The organism is Pseudomonas xanthosomatis, assembly GCF_019139835.1.
GTDB lineage: Bacteria > Pseudomonadota > Gammaproteobacteria > Pseudomonadales > Pseudomonadaceae > Aquipseudomonas > Aquipseudomonas fakonensis.
In genome coordinates, this window is sequence record NZ_CP077075.1 from 3131529 (window position 1) to 3147491 (window position 15963).

General features: G+C 65.0%; 13 protein-coding genes. 4 read left to right on the forward strand and 9 right to left on the reverse strand.

Annotated features, from left to right (window positions below):
- Positions 1–137: 137 nt before the first annotated feature.
- Complete coding sequence (locus tag KSS93_RS14015; protein ID WP_217884615.1) at positions 138–1841, forward strand: glutamine--tRNA ligase/YqeY domain fusion protein; 1704 nt, start codon at positions 138–140, stop codon at positions 1839–1841.
- 9 nt (positions 1842–1850) lie between these two features.
- Complete coding sequence (cysS, locus tag KSS93_RS14020) at positions 1851–3233, forward strand: cysteine--tRNA ligase (RefSeq protein ID WP_217843053.1); 1383 nt, start codon at positions 1851–1853, stop codon at positions 3231–3233.
- 141 nt (positions 3234–3374) lie between these two features.
- Here cysS and KSS93_RS14025 read toward each other — a convergent pair whose 3' ends face one another.
- From KSS93_RS14025 to KSS93_RS14050, 6 genes are all read right to left on the reverse strand, one after another.
- Positions 3375–4766 carry a sensor histidine kinase gene (locus KSS93_RS14025; protein ID WP_217884616.1) on the reverse strand — a complete coding sequence of 464 codons (1392 nt, stop codon included), beginning with the start codon at positions 4764–4766 and terminating at the stop codon, positions 3375–3377.
- Positions 4744–5424 (reverse strand): response regulator transcription factor, encoded by a 681-nt coding sequence (locus tag KSS93_RS14030; protein ID WP_217843055.1) that lies wholly within the window; start codon positions 5422–5424, stop codon positions 4744–4746. The genes KSS93_RS14025 and KSS93_RS14030 overlap by 23 nt, the downstream gene beginning before the upstream one ends.
- Before the next feature lie 103 nt (positions 5425–5527).
- Positions 5528–7363 carry a sensor domain-containing diguanylate cyclase gene (locus KSS93_RS14035; protein WP_217884617.1) on the reverse strand — a complete coding sequence of 612 codons (1836 nt, stop codon included), beginning with the start codon at positions 7361–7363 and terminating at the stop codon, positions 5528–5530.
- Between the two features lie 423 nt (positions 7364–7786).
- Positions 7787–9160, reverse strand: a complete 1374-nt coding sequence (gene ppnN, locus KSS93_RS14040) for a nucleotide 5'-monophosphate nucleosidase PpnN (RefSeq protein ID WP_217843057.1) — start codon at positions 9158–9160, stop codon at positions 7787–7789.
- 233 nt (positions 9161–9393) lie between these two features.
- Positions 9394–10593, reverse strand: coding sequence for a nicotinate phosphoribosyltransferase (gene pncB / locus KSS93_RS14045; RefSeq protein WP_217884618.1), 1200 nt, complete (start codon positions 10591–10593; stop codon positions 9394–9396).
- Positions 10590–11240 (reverse strand): nicotinamidase, encoded by a 651-nt coding sequence (locus KSS93_RS14050; protein ID WP_217884619.1) that lies wholly within the window; start codon positions 11238–11240, stop codon positions 10590–10592. Before KSS93_RS14050 ends, pncB begins: the two co-directional genes overlap by 4 nt.
- A 144-nt stretch (positions 11241–11384) precedes the next feature.
- On the opposite strand from KSS93_RS14050, the gene KSS93_RS14055 reads away from it, so the two are divergent.
- Complete coding sequence (locus tag KSS93_RS14055; RefSeq protein WP_217884620.1) at positions 11385–12086, forward strand: NUDIX hydrolase; 702 nt, start codon at positions 11385–11387, stop codon at positions 12084–12086.
- A gap of 190 nt (positions 12087–12276) precedes the next feature.
- Here KSS93_RS14055 and KSS93_RS14060 read toward each other — a convergent pair whose 3' ends face one another.
- Entirely contained in the window at positions 12277–13146 is an 870-nt protein-coding gene (locus KSS93_RS14060; RefSeq protein WP_217884621.1) for a LysR family transcriptional regulator, read from the reverse strand.
- A gap of 120 nt (positions 13147–13266) precedes the next feature.
- Between KSS93_RS14060 and KSS93_RS14065 the strand changes: the two genes are divergently transcribed.
- Positions 13267–13692: a VOC family protein gene (locus KSS93_RS14065; RefSeq protein WP_217884622.1), complete on the forward strand. Its 426-nt coding sequence runs from the start codon at positions 13267–13269 to the stop codon at positions 13690–13692.
- 177 nt (positions 13693–13869) lie between these two features.
- On the opposite strand, the gene KSS93_RS14070 is transcribed toward KSS93_RS14065, so the two are convergent.
- Positions 13870–15156, reverse strand: a complete 1287-nt coding sequence (locus KSS93_RS14070; protein WP_217884623.1) for a sensor histidine kinase — start codon at positions 15154–15156, stop codon at positions 13870–13872.
- Positions 15153–15893: a response regulator gene (locus tag KSS93_RS14075; protein ID WP_217838872.1), complete on the reverse strand. Its 741-nt coding sequence runs from the start codon at positions 15891–15893 to the stop codon at positions 15153–15155. The genes KSS93_RS14070 and KSS93_RS14075 overlap by 4 nt, the downstream gene beginning before the upstream one ends.
- Positions 15894–15963: the final 70 nt, after the last annotated feature.

Below are 15963 nucleotides of genomic sequence, written 5' to 3' on the forward strand. Positions count from 1 at the left end.
GCGGCGGCGACAAAATGCTGCGACAAATCGCGTCAGATTTGTCCGCGGGCGGCTGTCGGCGGCTTGACTGCTTCGGCTATGATAGGCCCTTTGATTCAATCGGCCTACCCGGCCGGCTACCAGCATTCAAGGACACTATGAGCAAGCCCACTGCCGAAAACGCGCCCAACGCCGCTGCCAAAGGCGCCCCCGCCGTCCCTGCGAACTTCCTGCGGCCGATCGTCCAGGCCGACCTGGACTCGGGCAAGCACAGCAGCATCGTCACCCGTTTCCCGCCAGAACCGAACGGCTACCTGCACATCGGCCACGCCAAGTCGATCTGCGTGAACTTTGGCCTGGCCAAGGAATTCGGCGGTGCCTGCCACCTGCGTTTCGACGACACCAACCCGGCCAAGGAAGACCAGGAATACATCGACGCCATTCAGCGCGACGTAAAGTGGCTGGGCTTTGAGTGGGCGGGCCCGGTGCGTTACGCCTCGGACTACTTCGAGCAACTGCACGACTGGGCCGTCGAGCTGATCAAGCGTGGCAAGGCGTATGTCTGCGACCTGACCCCTGAGCAGGCCAAAGAGTACCGCGGCAACCTCACCGAGCCTGGCAAGAACAGCCCGTTCCGCGAGCGCAGCGTCGAAGAGAGCCTGGACCTGTTCGCCCGCATGAAGGCCGGCGAGTTCAAGGACGGCGAGCGCGTGCTGCGGGCCAAGATCGACATGGCCTCGCCGAACATGAACCTGCGCGACCCGATCCTCTACCGCATTCGCCACGCCCACCACCACCAGACCGGTGACAAGTGGTGCATCTACCCCAACTACGACTTCACCCACGGTCAGTCTGACGCCATCGAAGGCATCACCCACTCCATCTGCACCCTGGAGTTCGAAGGCCATCGCCCGCTGTACGACTGGTTCCTCGACAACCTGCCGGTACCGGCGCACCCGCGCCAGTACGAGTTCAGCCGCCTGAACCTGAACTACACCATCACCTCCAAGCGCAAGCTCAAGCAGCTGGTGGATGAAGGCCACGTACAGGCCTGGGACGACCCGCGCATGTCGACGCTGTCGGGCTACCGCCGCCGCGGCTACACCCCGGCCTCGATCCGCAACTTCTGCGACATGATCGGCACCAACCGCTCCGACGGCGTGGTCGACATGTCGATGCTCGAGTTCAGCATCCGTGACGATCTCGACCGCAGCGCGCCGCGCGCCATGTGCGTACTGCGCCCATTGAAGGTGGTTATCACCAACTACCCCGAGGGCCAGGTCGAGCAACTCGAACTGCCGCGCCACCCCAAAGAAGACATGGGCGTGCGCGTGCTGCCGTTCGCCCGCGAGCTGTACATCGACCGCGACGACTTCATGGAAGAGCCGCCAAAAGGCTACAAGCGCCTGGAGCCGGCCGGTGAAGTGCGCCTGCGCGGCAGCTACGTGATCCGCGCCGACGAAGCTGTCAAGGATGCCGACGGCAACATCGTCGAGCTGCGCTGCTCGTACGACCCGGACACCCTGGGCAAGAACCCTGAAGGCCGCAAGGTCAAGGGCGTGATCCACTGGGTGCCGGCCGAGGGCAGCGTCGAGTGCGAAGTGCGCCTGTACGACCGCCTGTTCCGCTCCGCCAACCCGGAGAAGACCGAAGACGGCGGCAGCTTCCTCGACAACATCAACCCCGATTCGCTGCAGGTGCTCACCGGTTGCCGTGCCGAGCCTTCGCTGGGCCAGGCTCAGCCTGAAGACCGCTTCCAGTTCGAGCGCGAAGGCTACTTCTGCGCCGACCTGAAAGACAGCCAGCCGGGCCGCCCGGTGTTCAACCGCACTGTCACCCTGCGTGACTCCTGGGGCAGCTGAGGAACCACCGTGCTTAATCTTTACAACACGCTGAGCAAGACCAAGGAAGCCTTCAAGCCGCTCGATGGCAACAAGGTGCGCATGTACGTCTGCGGCATGACCGTGTACGACTACTGCCACCTGGGCCACGGCCGCAGCATGGTGGCGTTCGACCTGATCACCCGTTGGCTGCGCAAGAGCGGCTACGAGCTGACCTATGTGCGCAACATCACCGACATCGACGACAAGATCATCAACCGGGCCAACGAGAACGGCGAGTCGTTCGACGCGCTGACCGCCCGCATGATCGATGCGATGCACGAGGACGAGCGCCGCCTGAACATCCTCAAGCCGGACCTGGAGCCGCGTGCTACCGACCATATCCCGGGCATGCACGCGATGATCCAGACCCTGATCGACAAGGGCTACGCCTACGCGCCGGGTAACGGCGACGTGTACTACCGGGTCGGCAAGTTCGTCGGCTACGGCAAGCTGTCGCGGCGCAAGATCGAAGACCTGCGCATCGGCGCCCGCATCGAAGTGGGCGAGTCCAAGCAGGACCCGCTGGACTTCGTGCTGTGGAAGGGCGCCAAGCCCGGCGAGCCGTTCTGGGATTCGCCGTGGGGCCCTGGCCGTCCGGGCTGGCACATCGAGTGCTCGGTGATGTCCACCTGCTGCCTGGGCGAGAGCTTCGACATCCACGGTGGCGGCAGCGACCTGGAGTTCCCGCACCACGAGAACGAGATCGCACAAAGCGAGGCTGCCACCGGCAAGCAGTACGCGGCTGCCTGGATGCACTGCGGCATGATTCGCATCAACGGCGAGAAGATGTCCAAGTCGTTGAACAACTTCTTCACCATTCGCGATGTGCTCGAGAAGTACCACCCGGAGGTGGTGCGCTACCTGCTGGTGGCCAGCCACTACCGCAGCGCCATCAACTACTCCGAAGACAGCCTGCGCGATGCCAAGGGCGCCCTGGAACGCTTCTACCACGCCCTGCGTGGCCTGCCGCGGGTTGCCGCGCAGGGTGGCGAGGAGTACGTCGAGCGCTTCAGCGTGGCGATGAACGACGACTTCGGCACCCCCGAAGCCTGCGCCGTGCTGTTTGACCTGGTGCGCGAGATCAACCGCCTGCGCGACAGCGACCCGCAAGCCGCCGCCGGCCTGGCCGGGCGCCTGCGTGAGCTGGGCGATGTGCTGGGCGTGCTGCAGCTGGAGGCCGATGACTTCCTGCGTGCCGGGGCCGAGGGCAAGGTCGATGCCGCTGAAGTGGAAGCGCTGATCGCCGCGCGCCTGCAGGCGCGTGCCGACAAGAACTGGGCCGAGTCCGACCGCATCCGCGACCAGATCACCGCCATGGGCGTGGTGCTGGAAGACAGCAAGGGCGCGACGACCTGGCGTTTGGCTGACTGATCAGCGTCAGTCAGCAAGAAGGGGGCTGCTTTGCAGCCCTTCGCGGGTAAACCCGCTCCCACAGATAACGCGCTGGCCTGAATTAAGTGCAAATCCTGTGGGAGCGGGTTTACCCGCGAAGGGCCGCATGGCGGCCCCTTTTTATTTGGCCGGCCCCGCCAGCGGGCAATGCAACACCAGCTTTGCGCCACCCAGCGCACTGGCACCCACCTGCAGCCCGAAGCCATGCAAATCGACGATCGCCGCAACGATCGACAACCCCAGCCCGAAGCCCGGGTGACGATGGCCTTCCTCGCTGCGGTAGAAACGCTTCAACACAGCCTCCCGCTCATCTTCCGGAATACCCGGCCCGCTGTCCTCGATGGCGATATGCACGCCGTCCTCGTCCTGATGCGCCTCGATACGCACCTGGCCGCCTTCCGGAGTGAACTTGATCGCATTGCCCACCAGGTTGGCCAGGGCCTCGAACAACAGCTCGCGGTCGCCATGCAGGGCTGCCAGGTGTTCGGGCTGCTGCAGTGCCAGGCGAATGCCGCCATCCTCGGCCAGGGGCAGGTAGAAGTCGTGCATCTCGGCCAGCAGGGCATGTGGGTCCAGGTGTTGAAAGCCGGCGCGGCGGCGGCGGTCTTCCAATTCGCTGATGCGCAAAAGGCCACGAAAACGCGCCATCAGCGTGTCGGTTTCAGCGATCGCCTGGTCCAGCGCCTCACCTTCGGCCGAGTCTGCGCCGCTTTGCTGGCGAATGCGGTACAGCTGCGCACGCAGGCGGGTAAGCGGGGTGCGCAGGTCGTGGGCAATGTTGTCGCACACGCCCTTGACCTCGTGCATCAGCCGCTCCAGGCGGTCGAGCATGGCGTTGACGATGGCCGCCAGCATGTCCAGCTCGTCACGCCGGGCCGACAGCGGCAAGCGGTGGGTGAGGTCGCCCGAGACGATCAGCTCGGCCTGGGCCTGGATCGCGCGGATACGTTTGAGCGGGCGCCGGCGCAGCAGGTACCAGCCGGCAAAGCCGGGTATGAGGGTTAGCGAAATGCCCCACAGCAAGGCATGCAGGATGATCCGGGTGACCACGAACAGCGAGCCGTTGTCGCGCACCAGCACCAGCCAGCGGCCATCCTGCACGCGGATCGCCACCGCATCGCAGCTGTCGCGGGGCAGGCGCGGGTCATCGGCGTCCAGGCAGCGCTTGAGCTCGTGGATCTTGCCGTCCAGCCCCAGGTCTGGCGGGATGGCGCGAATGCGCCCGCCAATCGGATTGAGCTGCGGGTCGAACAGGCCGTAGGCGTCGAAGCTGCGCTCCTCGAAGGCCTGGCTTGCGATCAGTGCATCGTCCAGCTGCTTGCCGCTCATGTGGGTGAACAGGTGCTGGCGTTGCATCATCGAGTGGCGGGTGAGCTTGTTCAGGTAGCTGGACACCTCGAAGTACAGCACCCCCATGAGGATGCTGCTCCAAGCCACGAACAGGAAGCTGTACAGCGCCAGCAGGCGGCTGGTGGACGAGCTCCAGCCTTTAGACGGGTTCGGCAATGGCATAGCCGGAGCCCCGCACGGTACGGATCAGCGGGGTCTGGCCGGGGGAGTCGATTTTCTTGCGCAGGCGGCCGATGTGCACGTCGATCAGGTTGGTGCCCGGGTCGAAGTGGTAACCCCAGACTTCCTCGAAGATCATCATGCGGGTGATCACCTGGCCGGAGTGGCGCATCAGGTATTCCAGCAGCTTGTATTCGGTGGGCAGCAGGTTCAGCGAGTTGTCGCCGCGGCGCGCTTCGTGGCTGATCAGGTCCAGCTCGAGGTCGGCCACCTGCAGGCGGGTCTGGGTCATCGGCGTGCTGTTGCGCCGCAGCAGCACCTCCACCCGTGCGGCCATCTCGTCCGAGGCGAACGGCTTGGTCAGGTAGTCGTCGCCGCCTGCGCGCAGGCCGCGCACCCGCTCGTCCACGTCCGACAGCGCGCTGATCATCAAAATCGGCGTGGCGATTTTCAGGCTGCGCAGGGTGGTGACGATGGTCAGGCCGTCGACTTCCGGCAGCATGCGGTCCACGGTGATCAGGTCATAACCACCGGCAATGGCCTTGGCCAGGCCCTCGCGGCCATTGTCGGCCCAATCCACGTCCAGGCCGTGGCTGGAGAGTTCGGCGACGATTTCCTGGCCGGTGACGGCGTCGTCTTCAATGGTCAGTACGCGAGGCATGCTGGTTCCTGGGCTGCGAGTTGAGGCTTGATTGTGCCAAAGAATAGCCAAACGGCGATTTAAGAAAAATTCATCTGGGCCCGCAAGGCACACGCCAGGCGCTTCAGCCGCCAGCCATGCACACCCGGTTGCGCCCGCCGCGTTTGGCTGCATACATGGCCTGGTCGGCTTCGGCCAGGGCATCTTCGGCGTTAAGCAGCACTTGCTCTGGCTGGTTGAGGTACACCCCAGTGCTGGCGCCGATCTGCACCTGCCGGCCCTCCAGGGTGAAGGTGGCGGCCAGGGCGTCGCACAATTTGCGCCCGATCTCCCGGGCCGCAGGGGCGCTGGCCACGGCGCGGGCGATCACCACGAACTCGTCGCCGGCCAGGCGCGCCACCAGGTCATCGGCGCGCATGGTCGCCAGCATGCGCTCGGCGGCCGTTTGCAGCAACAGGTCGCCGGTTTCGTGGCCGTGGCTGTCATTGACCTGTTTGAAACCGTCCAGGTCGATGAAGTAAAGGGCGAAGGGGGCGCGCTGCTGCAGCAGGTAGTCCAGCGCCTGGAACAGCGCCGAGCGGTTGGGCAGGCCGGTCAGCGGGTCGAGGGTGGCCTGGTCGAGCAGGGTCTGTTCGCGGCGCTTGCGCTCGGTCACATCCAGCGACATGACGAAGAACCCTTCCACCACACCGTTGCGCACATCAGGTACGTAGCTGGCGTGCCAGATGCGCGGGTCGTCCAGGCGGTAGCGCACGTTGTCGGCTTCCACCCTCTGACCGGCCAGGGCCTGGTTGAAGCAGGGCAACAGCTGCTGGTAAACCTCCGGCGCCAGCACGTCCTCGACCTTGCGGCCTTTGAGGGCGGTGGGGTCGATGCCGAAGATCTCCCGGTACACGGCATTGTTGAAGCGGTATTCCAGGTCGTTGCCAATCTGTGCGATCAGCACCGGCAGGTTGTCGGCAATGGCCTGCAGGGTCTGCTGGCTGCGCTTGAGCGCTTCGGTGCGCTGCTCCACCTGCTGCTCCAGGGTAGTCTGGTAGCGTTGCAGCAGGTGCTGGCGGCGCCGGCGTTCGCTGATGTCGCGGGCGAACACCACCACCTGCTCGGCATGGCCGTCTTCGCCGCGCAGCGCCGACAGGCTCAGTTCCACCCACACCGCACCCTTGAGCTGGCGAGCCATGCGCACTTCCAGCACGCAGGCTGGCTGCTGGCCGTCCAGTTGCGCCTGCCAGGGCTGCTGCAGCTTGTCGCGGTCCTCAGTCACCAGCAGTTCGGGCAGGTGCAGCAGTACCAGGGCTTCCGGCGCCACGCCGAGCAACTGGCTGAATTCGCGGTTGGGTTCGAGGATGCGCCCGTCGATACCCACCAGCGCCTTGCTGGTGGGGCTTTGCCGGAACACCTGGCGAAAGCGCGATTCGCTGCTCGCCAGAGCATTGCGCTGGGCCGCCTGCACCTTCGGCCCGCCTTGCGCCTGGCTGCGTTGCAGTATTTGCTGCTCCACCAGCCGGGCCAGGTCTTTCAGGCGCTCGAGGGGCTCGCCGCCGAGGGTGCGCGGGCGGGTGTCGAGCACACACAGGGTGCCCAGGGTCAGGTCGTTGGCAAAGCGCAGCGGGATGCCGGCGTAAAAGCGAATGAACGGCGCGCCGAGCACCAGCGGGTTGTCGGCAAAGCGCGCGTCGGCCAGGGCATCTGGGATCACCAGGGCATCTTCGGCGTGCAGAGCATGTGCGCAGAACGCCACGTCGCGGCTGGTCTGTTCGGTGTCCAGGCCCTGGCGCGACTTGAACCACTGGCGGTTGACGTCGACCAGCGACACCAGCGCCATGGGCACGTCGAGCAGGCTGCTGGCCAGCCGGGTAATGCGGTCGAAACCTTCCTCAGGCGGGGTGTCGAGTATGTCCAGGCTCTGCAAGAAGCAAAGCCGCTCGGCCTCGTTGAAGGGGGAGGGGGCGATCTGCATGGGGCGCGCGCTCGTGGAAATCCTGATAGGCAACGATAGCGGCCTGGTGTGGCAGTGCAACCGCAGTGTCGCGGGGCGAGGCTCTCAAAGGCACTGCAATGACCTGTAGGAGCCGGCTTGCCGGCGATCAGGCCGGGCCTGCAAGCCTAGGCAATGTGCCGTAGTGCTGTTCACTTGAGAGAGGCGTTGCCTGGGTTGGGGCTGCTTCGCAGCCCATCGCGACACAAGGCCGCTTCCCACAGCTACTGCGCATGGCTTGGTAATTCAGCCTTGCGCAGTAGCTGTGGGAAGCGGCCTTGTGTCGCGATGGGCCGCAAAGCGGCCCCGGCAATTCTAAGTGAACAGCATTAGGGCAGTGTGCCGGGGGCTGCGGCCCGATCGCCGGCAAGCCGGCTCCTACAGGGGGTGTGCCTGTTTACCCGATCAGGTGACTACCTGATAGCACGGCACATAGGCCGCGCCGCCCGGCAGTTTCATCCGGTGCTGGTCGACGAAGGCCTGCAGCAGCCGGCCCAGCGGGTCGAGCACTGCAGCGTCGCCGCGGATCTGGTACGGCCCGTGCTCCTCGATCAGGCGGATACCCTTGTCCTTGACGTTGCCGGCGACGATGCCGGAAAACGCCCGGCGCAGGTTGGCGGCCAGTTCGTGGGGCGGCAGGTCGCGGCGCAGGGCCAGGTTGGCCATGTTTTCGTGGGTGGGGTCGAAGGGGTGCTGGAAGCCTTCGGCGATCTTCAGCAGCCAGTTGAAGTGGAAGGCGTCGTTGCGCTCGCGGCGGAACTGCTTGACCGCCTTGAGCCCCTCGACCATGTGCCGGGCCACTTCGGCCGGGTCGTCGATGATGATCTGGTAGTGGGCCTGGGCGGCTTCGCCCAGGGTTGCGCCAACGAAGGCATGCAGTTGCAGCAGGAACGGCTCGGCGCTGCGCGGCCCGGTGAGGATGACTGGGAACGGCAGGTCCTGGTTGTCCGGGTGCATGAGAATGCCCAGCAGGTACAAGAACTCTTCGGCGGTACCGGCACCGCCCGGGAAGATGATGATGCCGTGGCCCACCCGTACGAAGGCTTCCAGGCGCTTCTCGATGTCCGGCAGGATCACCAGCTCGTTGACGATCGGATTGGGCGCCTCGGCGGCGATGATGCCGGGCTCGGTCAGGCCCAGGTAGCGGCTGCCGTGCATGCGCTGCTTGGCGTGGGCGATGGTGGCACCCTTCATCGGGCCTTTCATTACCCCCGGGCCGCAGCCGGTGCAGATATCCAGCTTGCGCAGGCCCAGCTCGTGGCCGACCTTCTTGGTGTACTGGTATTCCTCGGTGCTGATCGAGTGGCCGCCCCAGCACACCACCATTTTCGGCTCCACGCCCGGGCGCAGGGTGCGGGCGTTGCGCAGCAGGTGGAAGACATAGTCGGTGAGGCCCTGGGAGCTTTCCAGGTCGATGCGTTGGCTGGCCAGTTCGCTTTCGGTGTAGACGATGTCGCGCAGGGCGCTGAACAGCATTTCGCGGGTGCTGGCGATCATCTCGCCATCGACGAAGGCATCGGCCGGGGCATTGAGCAGTTCCAGGCGTACGCCGCGGTCTTGTTGATGGATACGCACCTCGAAGTCCTTGTAGGCCTCGAGGATGGTCTTGGCATTGTCGACATGGGCGCCGGTGTTGAGGATGGCCAGGGCGCACTGGCGGAACAGGGTGTAGAGGCTGCCGGTACCGACTTCGCTCAGTTGCTGGACTTCACGTTGCGACAGCGTCTCCAGGCTGCCTTTGGGGCTGACGGAGGCGTTGATGACATTGCGTTGGGGCATCTAAGTCTTTCCTGTGCGGGTAAAACATCCTTCTTTGACAACACCATACAAGCAAATGCGCGGGGTAACGAGGGGGGCTTTGAAAAAGGCTGGGGGAGGGCTGGCATCCCTTCGCTCGACACTGACGCTACAAAGTGATTCGTGGGAGCGGGCTTGCCCCGCGATGGCGTCGGTTCAGGCCTGATGCCATCGCGGGGCAAGCCCGCTCCCACGCTGTATGTGCCAAAGCGCTATCAGGCAACCTTGAATACGTGCCGCAGGTAGGCCACGAAATTCTCGTCCCGGCACTGGGTCTTGCCCGGGCTGTCGCTGATCTTGGCCACCGGTGCGCCGTTGCAGGCGGTCATCTTGATCACCATGTTCATCGGCGCCACCCCGGGGATGTCGCAGGTGAGGTTGGTGCCGATGCCGAAGCTCACATGGATGCGCCCGTTCAAGGCCCGGTACAGCTCGAGCATTTTCGCAAAGTCCAGGCCGTCGGAGAAAATCAGCGTCTTGCCTTGCGGGTCTATCCCCAGCCGCTCGTAGTGGGCAATGGCCTTCTCGGCCCATACCAGCGGGTCCCCCGAGTCATGCCGCAGCCCGTCGAACAGCTTGGCGAAGTACAAGTCGAAGTCCTTCATGAACGCGTCCATGCCAATGCAGTCGGTCAGCGCGATACCCAGCAGGCCACGGTACTCGCGCACCCAGCACTCCAGCGCCGCCGCCTGGCTGTCCACCAGCCGCGGGCCGAGCTGCTGGTGGGCCATGAACCATTCGTGGGCCATGGTGCCGATGGGCTTGAGCTCGTACTCGCGGGCCAGGTGCACGTTGCTGGTGCCGACGAAGCGCCCGGGGAAGTCGCGCTTGAGGATGTGCACCACTTCTTCCTGCACCCGGTACGAGAAGCGCCGGCGGGTACCGAAGTCGGCCAGTTGCAGGCCGGCCAGCTCATCGGCGCTGGCCTCGGCGCTGAGCCAGTCGAGCTTCTGGTACAGGCGCTCGCCGACTTGCTCGATCACCACGTCGCGATAGCGGTAGCGGTTGCGCACCTCGCTGACGATGGCCAGCAGCGGGATTTCGAACAGGATCACGTGCAGCCACGGCCCGCGCACGCGGATCGCCAGCTGGCCGGCATCGTCCAGGCCCACCTGCACGTAGCGCAGGTTGAAGCGGAACAGGCTGAGAAAACGGATGAAGTCCGGTTTGATGAAGGGGATTTTCTCCAGGTAAGCGAGCTGGTCGAGGGTCACCGACACCTCGCCGAGCTGTTCCACCTGGTAGCGGATTTCGGCCAGGTAGGGCGACAGGTCTTCGCTGTTGCGGCAGCGGAATTCCCACTCCACCTCGGCGTTGGGGTAGTTGTGCAGCACCGCCTGCATCATGGTGATCTTGTAGAAGTCGGTGTCCAGCAGGTTCTGCACGATCCGTGGGCCGAATACGCTGTCGCTCATGGGCGAGCCTCCTTCAGGGCGGTGAGTTGGGTGTCCAGGGCCTGCTCGTCGGCGCACAGGCGAATGCCGGCGGCCTGCATGTCGTCGCAAGCGCTGCGGGCGCCCTCGGCGCTGAGGGCGGCGCAGGCCGGAAGGTAAAGCAGCACTTCGAAGCCGGCGCGGCGCAGTTGCAGGGCGGTGGTCTTGACGCAGTAGTCCAGGGCCAGGCCGCCGACGATGATCGCCTGCACCTGTTGCACCTTGAGGTATTCGATGGCGCCGGTGGAGCGGCGCTCGGCCAGGTCGTGGTAGCAGGCGCCGTAGGGGTGCAGGTCGGGCTCGACGCCTTTCCAGACGAAGTAGTCGTAGTCGATGGGGGCGGGCAGGCCGGGCAGCAACTCGAAACCCGGGGTGCCGGGGACGCAGTGGCTGACCCAGGTCAGGTCGGCGTTGGCCAGCGTCAGCGGCTGCAGCATTTGCCCGGGCTCAGCCACCACCCAGGCAGCGTTGGCCGGGTGCGCGTCCTTGCTGCCCAGGCGCAGCTGGGCGCGGCGGGCCATGGCGTTGAGCGCCGGGGCGATCAGCTCGCCACCGGGTACCGGCAGCTCCTGCGCGGCGTTGCAGGTGAAGCCGTTCTGGGCGTCGACGTCAAAACTGGCGATTTTCATCTGGGGCGTCTCCTCGGCTGGAATACGTACATAATCCACCTGGTGCATTAAATGTGTCAAGCGTCATTCTGTGATGGATTTGGTACTTGCGTTATTTATTTGCCCTGGTGGAATATATGCGTGTTTTCAGAGCGGAGCCGCCAAGTGAGCACAGCAGAAGTTTTGGCCAGCGTGGACATTATCGCCCTGCGCCTGTCGCCAGGCAGCCAGCACCTGCAGGTACTGCTGCACCAGCGCGAGCGTGAGCCCCATATCGGGCAATGGGCGCTGCCAGGTGTCATCGTCAATGGCCGCAGCGCCGACGCCAGCCTTGATGCAGCGGCTGCAAGGGCGTTGGCCGAGAAGGCGCAGGTGCAGCCGCAGCACCTGGAGCAGGTGGGCACCGAGGGCAATGCCGTGCGAGACCCGCGGGGCTGGTCGCTAAGCACTTACTACCTGGCCTTGCTCGACCCCGCTGCACAGGTGCAGGGGCCGCAGTTGGCCTTTCACGACCTGGACAGCCTGTTGACCGGCAAGCAGGCGCTGCCGTTCGATCACCGTTTGCTGGTGGAGCGGGCAGTCGAGCGCCTGGCGGCCAAGAGCCTGTATACCAGCCTGCCGCTGTACCTGGTGGCCGAGCGTTTCACCGTGCTCGACGCCCTGGCGGCGATGCAGGTGTGCCTTGGGCAGGCGGTCAATGGCACCTCGGTGCGCAAGCGCCTGGAGCGTATGAAGGGTGAGGGCTGGGTGGAGGATACCGGCGAGAAGCACCAGCCACGGCTGGGGCGGCCGCAGCAGTTGTACCGGCATATACCGCGGGAGGCGCGGGGGTTTGTGTTTGACCGCAGTTTGTTGGCGGGGGGGTAGGGCGGCAGTGGGTCCACAAAAGTACTGTATCTGTGGGAGCGGTTCTGTGGGAAACAGCCCCAGCAATTCTGCATGAGGCCAGTATTTTGGGGCTGCTTCGCAGCCCATCGCGACACAAGGCCGCTTCCCACAGAGTCGCGGTCGCTTTGAGGTAATCAGCTAGCCCTTAAATCATGTTGTTAAAAGGTCTCTACTGACTAGCCACCCGCCCAATCCTCTGCGCCAACCCCAGCACCGCCTCACTCAAGGTCTCCGGCGCCCGGTGCACCAGCCCGATATCGCGGTGGAACACCTTGTCGCCCAACTCGACGGCCCGCACCCCCGCAGGCCATGTTGCCTGGCTGGCAGTCTGCGGCACCAGCGCCACGCCCACCCCCAGCGCCACCAGGCTCACGATCGCGTCCTGCTCGTCCAGTTCGCACTTTTCCTTCAGCGGCATGTGCAGCTGGCGCAGGAAACGGTCCACCTGGCGCCCACCGAACGATGCGCGGTCGTAGCGAATGAACGGCTGGCTGGCCAGCAACTGCTGCCAGTCATCCCCGGGCACATCGGCCGGCACCAGCAGGCAGTAAGGCTCGCGGGCCAGGGTGGTCCAGCGCAGGTCGCTGTGCAGGGTAAAGGGCGGGCGAATGATCACCGCCATGTCCAGCTCGCCGGTGTCCACCTGGTTGACCAGCTCCAGCGACAGCCCAGGCACCACCCGGGTGCGGCAGTGGGGGTAGAGCTGGTGGAAGTCCGCCAGCGCCTGTGGCAGTTGCGCGCGCTGTACCGATGCGATTGCACCAAGGCTGACCAGCTGAACGGGCGGCGCGCCCGGGCTGCTGTGGCCCAGTTCGCCATACAGGCGCACCAGCTCCTGGGCCTGCAATAGCAGTTGCTGGCCACGCCGGTTCAACTGCGCCGAACGCCCAGTGCGGTCGAACAGGGCAAAGCCCAGCTCGGTCTCGAGCCGCTGCATCTGCGCGCTGACGGCGGCCTGGGTCAGGCCGATGCGCTGCCCGGCGGCGGCGAAGGTGCCGTCGCGGGCCACGGCGATGAAGGTCTTCAGCTCGCGGATCAATTAACAAATTTCCTTTGTGCTTTTAACAAAATCATATTGTTTTTTTTATCGCTCGGCGAACCGTAGCATTTCTTCCATCAGCGCTCACACCCCATCCCAATAACAACCTGGAGTTACCTGATGAGCCTTTCGCCGTTCCACCTCGCCATCCCCGTCTACGACTTGCCGGCCGCGCGCACCTTTTACCGCGACGTGTTCGGCCTGGAAGAAGGCCGCTCTGCCCGGCAGTGGGTGGACTTCAACTTCTACGGCCACCAGTTGGTGATCCACGAACACCCCAAGACCTCGTCCCAGGAGCATGTGCACAGCAACCCCGTGGATGGCCACGACGTGCCGGTACCGCACTTCGGCATCATTCTCGAGTGGGCGCAGTGGGAAGCCCTGGCCGCGCGCCTGAGCGCCGCCGGCATGAAGTTCGTGATCGAACCCTACATCCGTTTCAAGGGCCAGGTGGGCGAGCAGGCCACCATGTTCTTCTTCGACCCCTGCGGCAACGCCCTCGAATTCAAGGCCTTCAAGGATATCGGCCAGCTGTTTGCCAAGTGACCCCGTGGCGCGCCGGCTCCGGCGCGCCTTCTAGGGTTTGTACGAAAAGTCGCCGAGCGGCGATCAGGCAAGGCGAAAACAGGCGAGAAACGGCCGGGGTCGCGCTCGACTTTACGGGTTGTAGCGCTGCAAGGGTTGTGGCGAGCACCTGGCGGCCCGCAGGGATAACCCTGAGCCTCACCGCAATTCAACCTCCGCACACAACCCCCCCTCAACCCGATTCCTCAACACCAGACTCCCCCCCATGGCCTGGGTCAGCTGCTGGGCAATCGCCAACCCCAACCCCGTCCCTCCGGTACTGCGGTTACGCGACCCTTCAACCCGGTAAAACGGCTTGAGCACCTCGTCCAGCTCGTCCTCGGGAATGCCCGGCCCGTCATCCAGCACCCGAATCCGCGTCACCCCGTTTTCACACTCCACCTCCAACTGCGCGGCGCCAGCGAACTTCAAGGCATTGTCCACCAGGTTCACCAGCACCCGGCGCAGGGCATGGGGGCGGGTCTGCAGGGGGGCTGGCACGCTGCCTTGGCGTTGTACCTGCGCGCCACTGTCCTGGTAATCGAACACCAGGCTGTCGAGAAAGGCGTCCAGGTTCACCCGGCAAGGTGCCTCGGTACCGCTGTCCATGCTGCGCGCATAGGCCACGCCCTCGCGTACCAGGTGCTCCATGGCATCCAGGTCGTGCCACAACTTGTCCTTCTCCTGGCCTTCATCCATCTGCTCGACCCGCAGCTTCATGCGCGTGATCGGCGTTTGCAGGTCGTGGGAGATCGCCGCCAGCAGCTGCATGCGTTCTTTCAGGTAGGCGCCGATGCGCGCCTGCAGGGCATTGAACGCCACCGCGGCATAGCGCACTTCACGCGGGCCGCTCTCGTCCAGTTGCGGGCCCGGGCTGTTCGGGTCCAGGTCGTCAAGCGCCTTGACCAGCCGGGTCAACGGGCCAATGGCCAGGCGCACTGCCAGCCAGGTGCACAGCAGCAGTACCACCAGCTGGATCAACAGCACCGCCGGCAGCCAGGTGGCCACCGGCACCGGGGCCGGGGTCACGTCGATGGTCAGCGGTGCGCCATCGGCCAGGCGCAAATGGGCCTGGAAGTGCGCGTTGGGGCCGGGTATTTCGAGGAAAGTCAGGCGGTAGCGGTCACCGATGGCCTTGACGATCGACTCGGCGGCCATCGGCGCATCTTCGCTGGGCATGGCGTCCCCGGGCAGGCCGTCGTCCAGGCGGTAACGGTAGGTGCGCCGCTCAAGGCGCGGCAACCAGCTTGCGCGCTCGGCGGCAGGCAGGCGGTCGAGGATGGCCACCGAGGTGGACACGTCCAGCTCCAGGTTGCTGAGCATCATCGAGCGGCTGCTGACATAGCGCTCGTAGGCCTGCAGGCTGAACGACAGGCCGTAGGCCAGCACCAGCCCTGTGAAGAAGATCAGCGCCAGGCGCGAGGCGAGGGTACGAGGCCATTTCATGCCGGCGACTCCAGCAACTGCACCGCCAGCGAGAACACATAGCCTTCGCTGCGCACGGTCTTGATGCAGGTCGGCTCGCGCGCGTCGTCGCCCAGGCGCTGGCGCAGGCGGCTGACCAACAGGTCGATGGAGCGGTCGAAGATGTCTGCTTCGCGGCCCTGGGTGAGGTTGAGCAACTGCTCGCGGCTGAGCACTCGCTGCGGGTGGTCGAGGAATACCCGCAGCAGGCGGTACTCGGCGCCGGACAGCGCCACCAGGGTGCCTTCGGTGTCGAGCAGGTGGCGCGCGGTGGTATCCAGGCGCCATTGGCCGAAGGCGATCAACCGGCTGCTTTCACTGATGGTCAGGTTGGGTGGCAGCATGCGCGTGCGGCGCAATACCGCGTTGATGCGGGCCAGCAGCTCGCGGGCCGAGAACGGCTTGGTCAGGTAGTCGTCGGCACCCATTTCCAGGCCGATGATGCGGTCGGTCTCGTCGTTGCGTGCGGTAAGCATCAACACCGGCGTGTTGCGATGCTTGCCGGCGCGCAGCTCACGGCACAGCAACAGGCCGTCGTCGCCGGGCATCATGATGTCGAGCACGATCAAGTCGACACTGTTGTTCTCAAGGAACGCGCGCATTTGCCGGCCATCGGCGACGATGCTGGTGCGCAGGCCGTTCTTCTTCAGGTAGTTGCCGACCAGTTCGCGGATCTCGCGGTCGTCATCGACGACCAGGATGTGATCGACATGTTCCATCGGGTGCTGTCCTTGGTGGTATGGGGTGGGCGCAGTGTACAGAGCAGGCTGCGCCTTGCCTGCCGGGGTT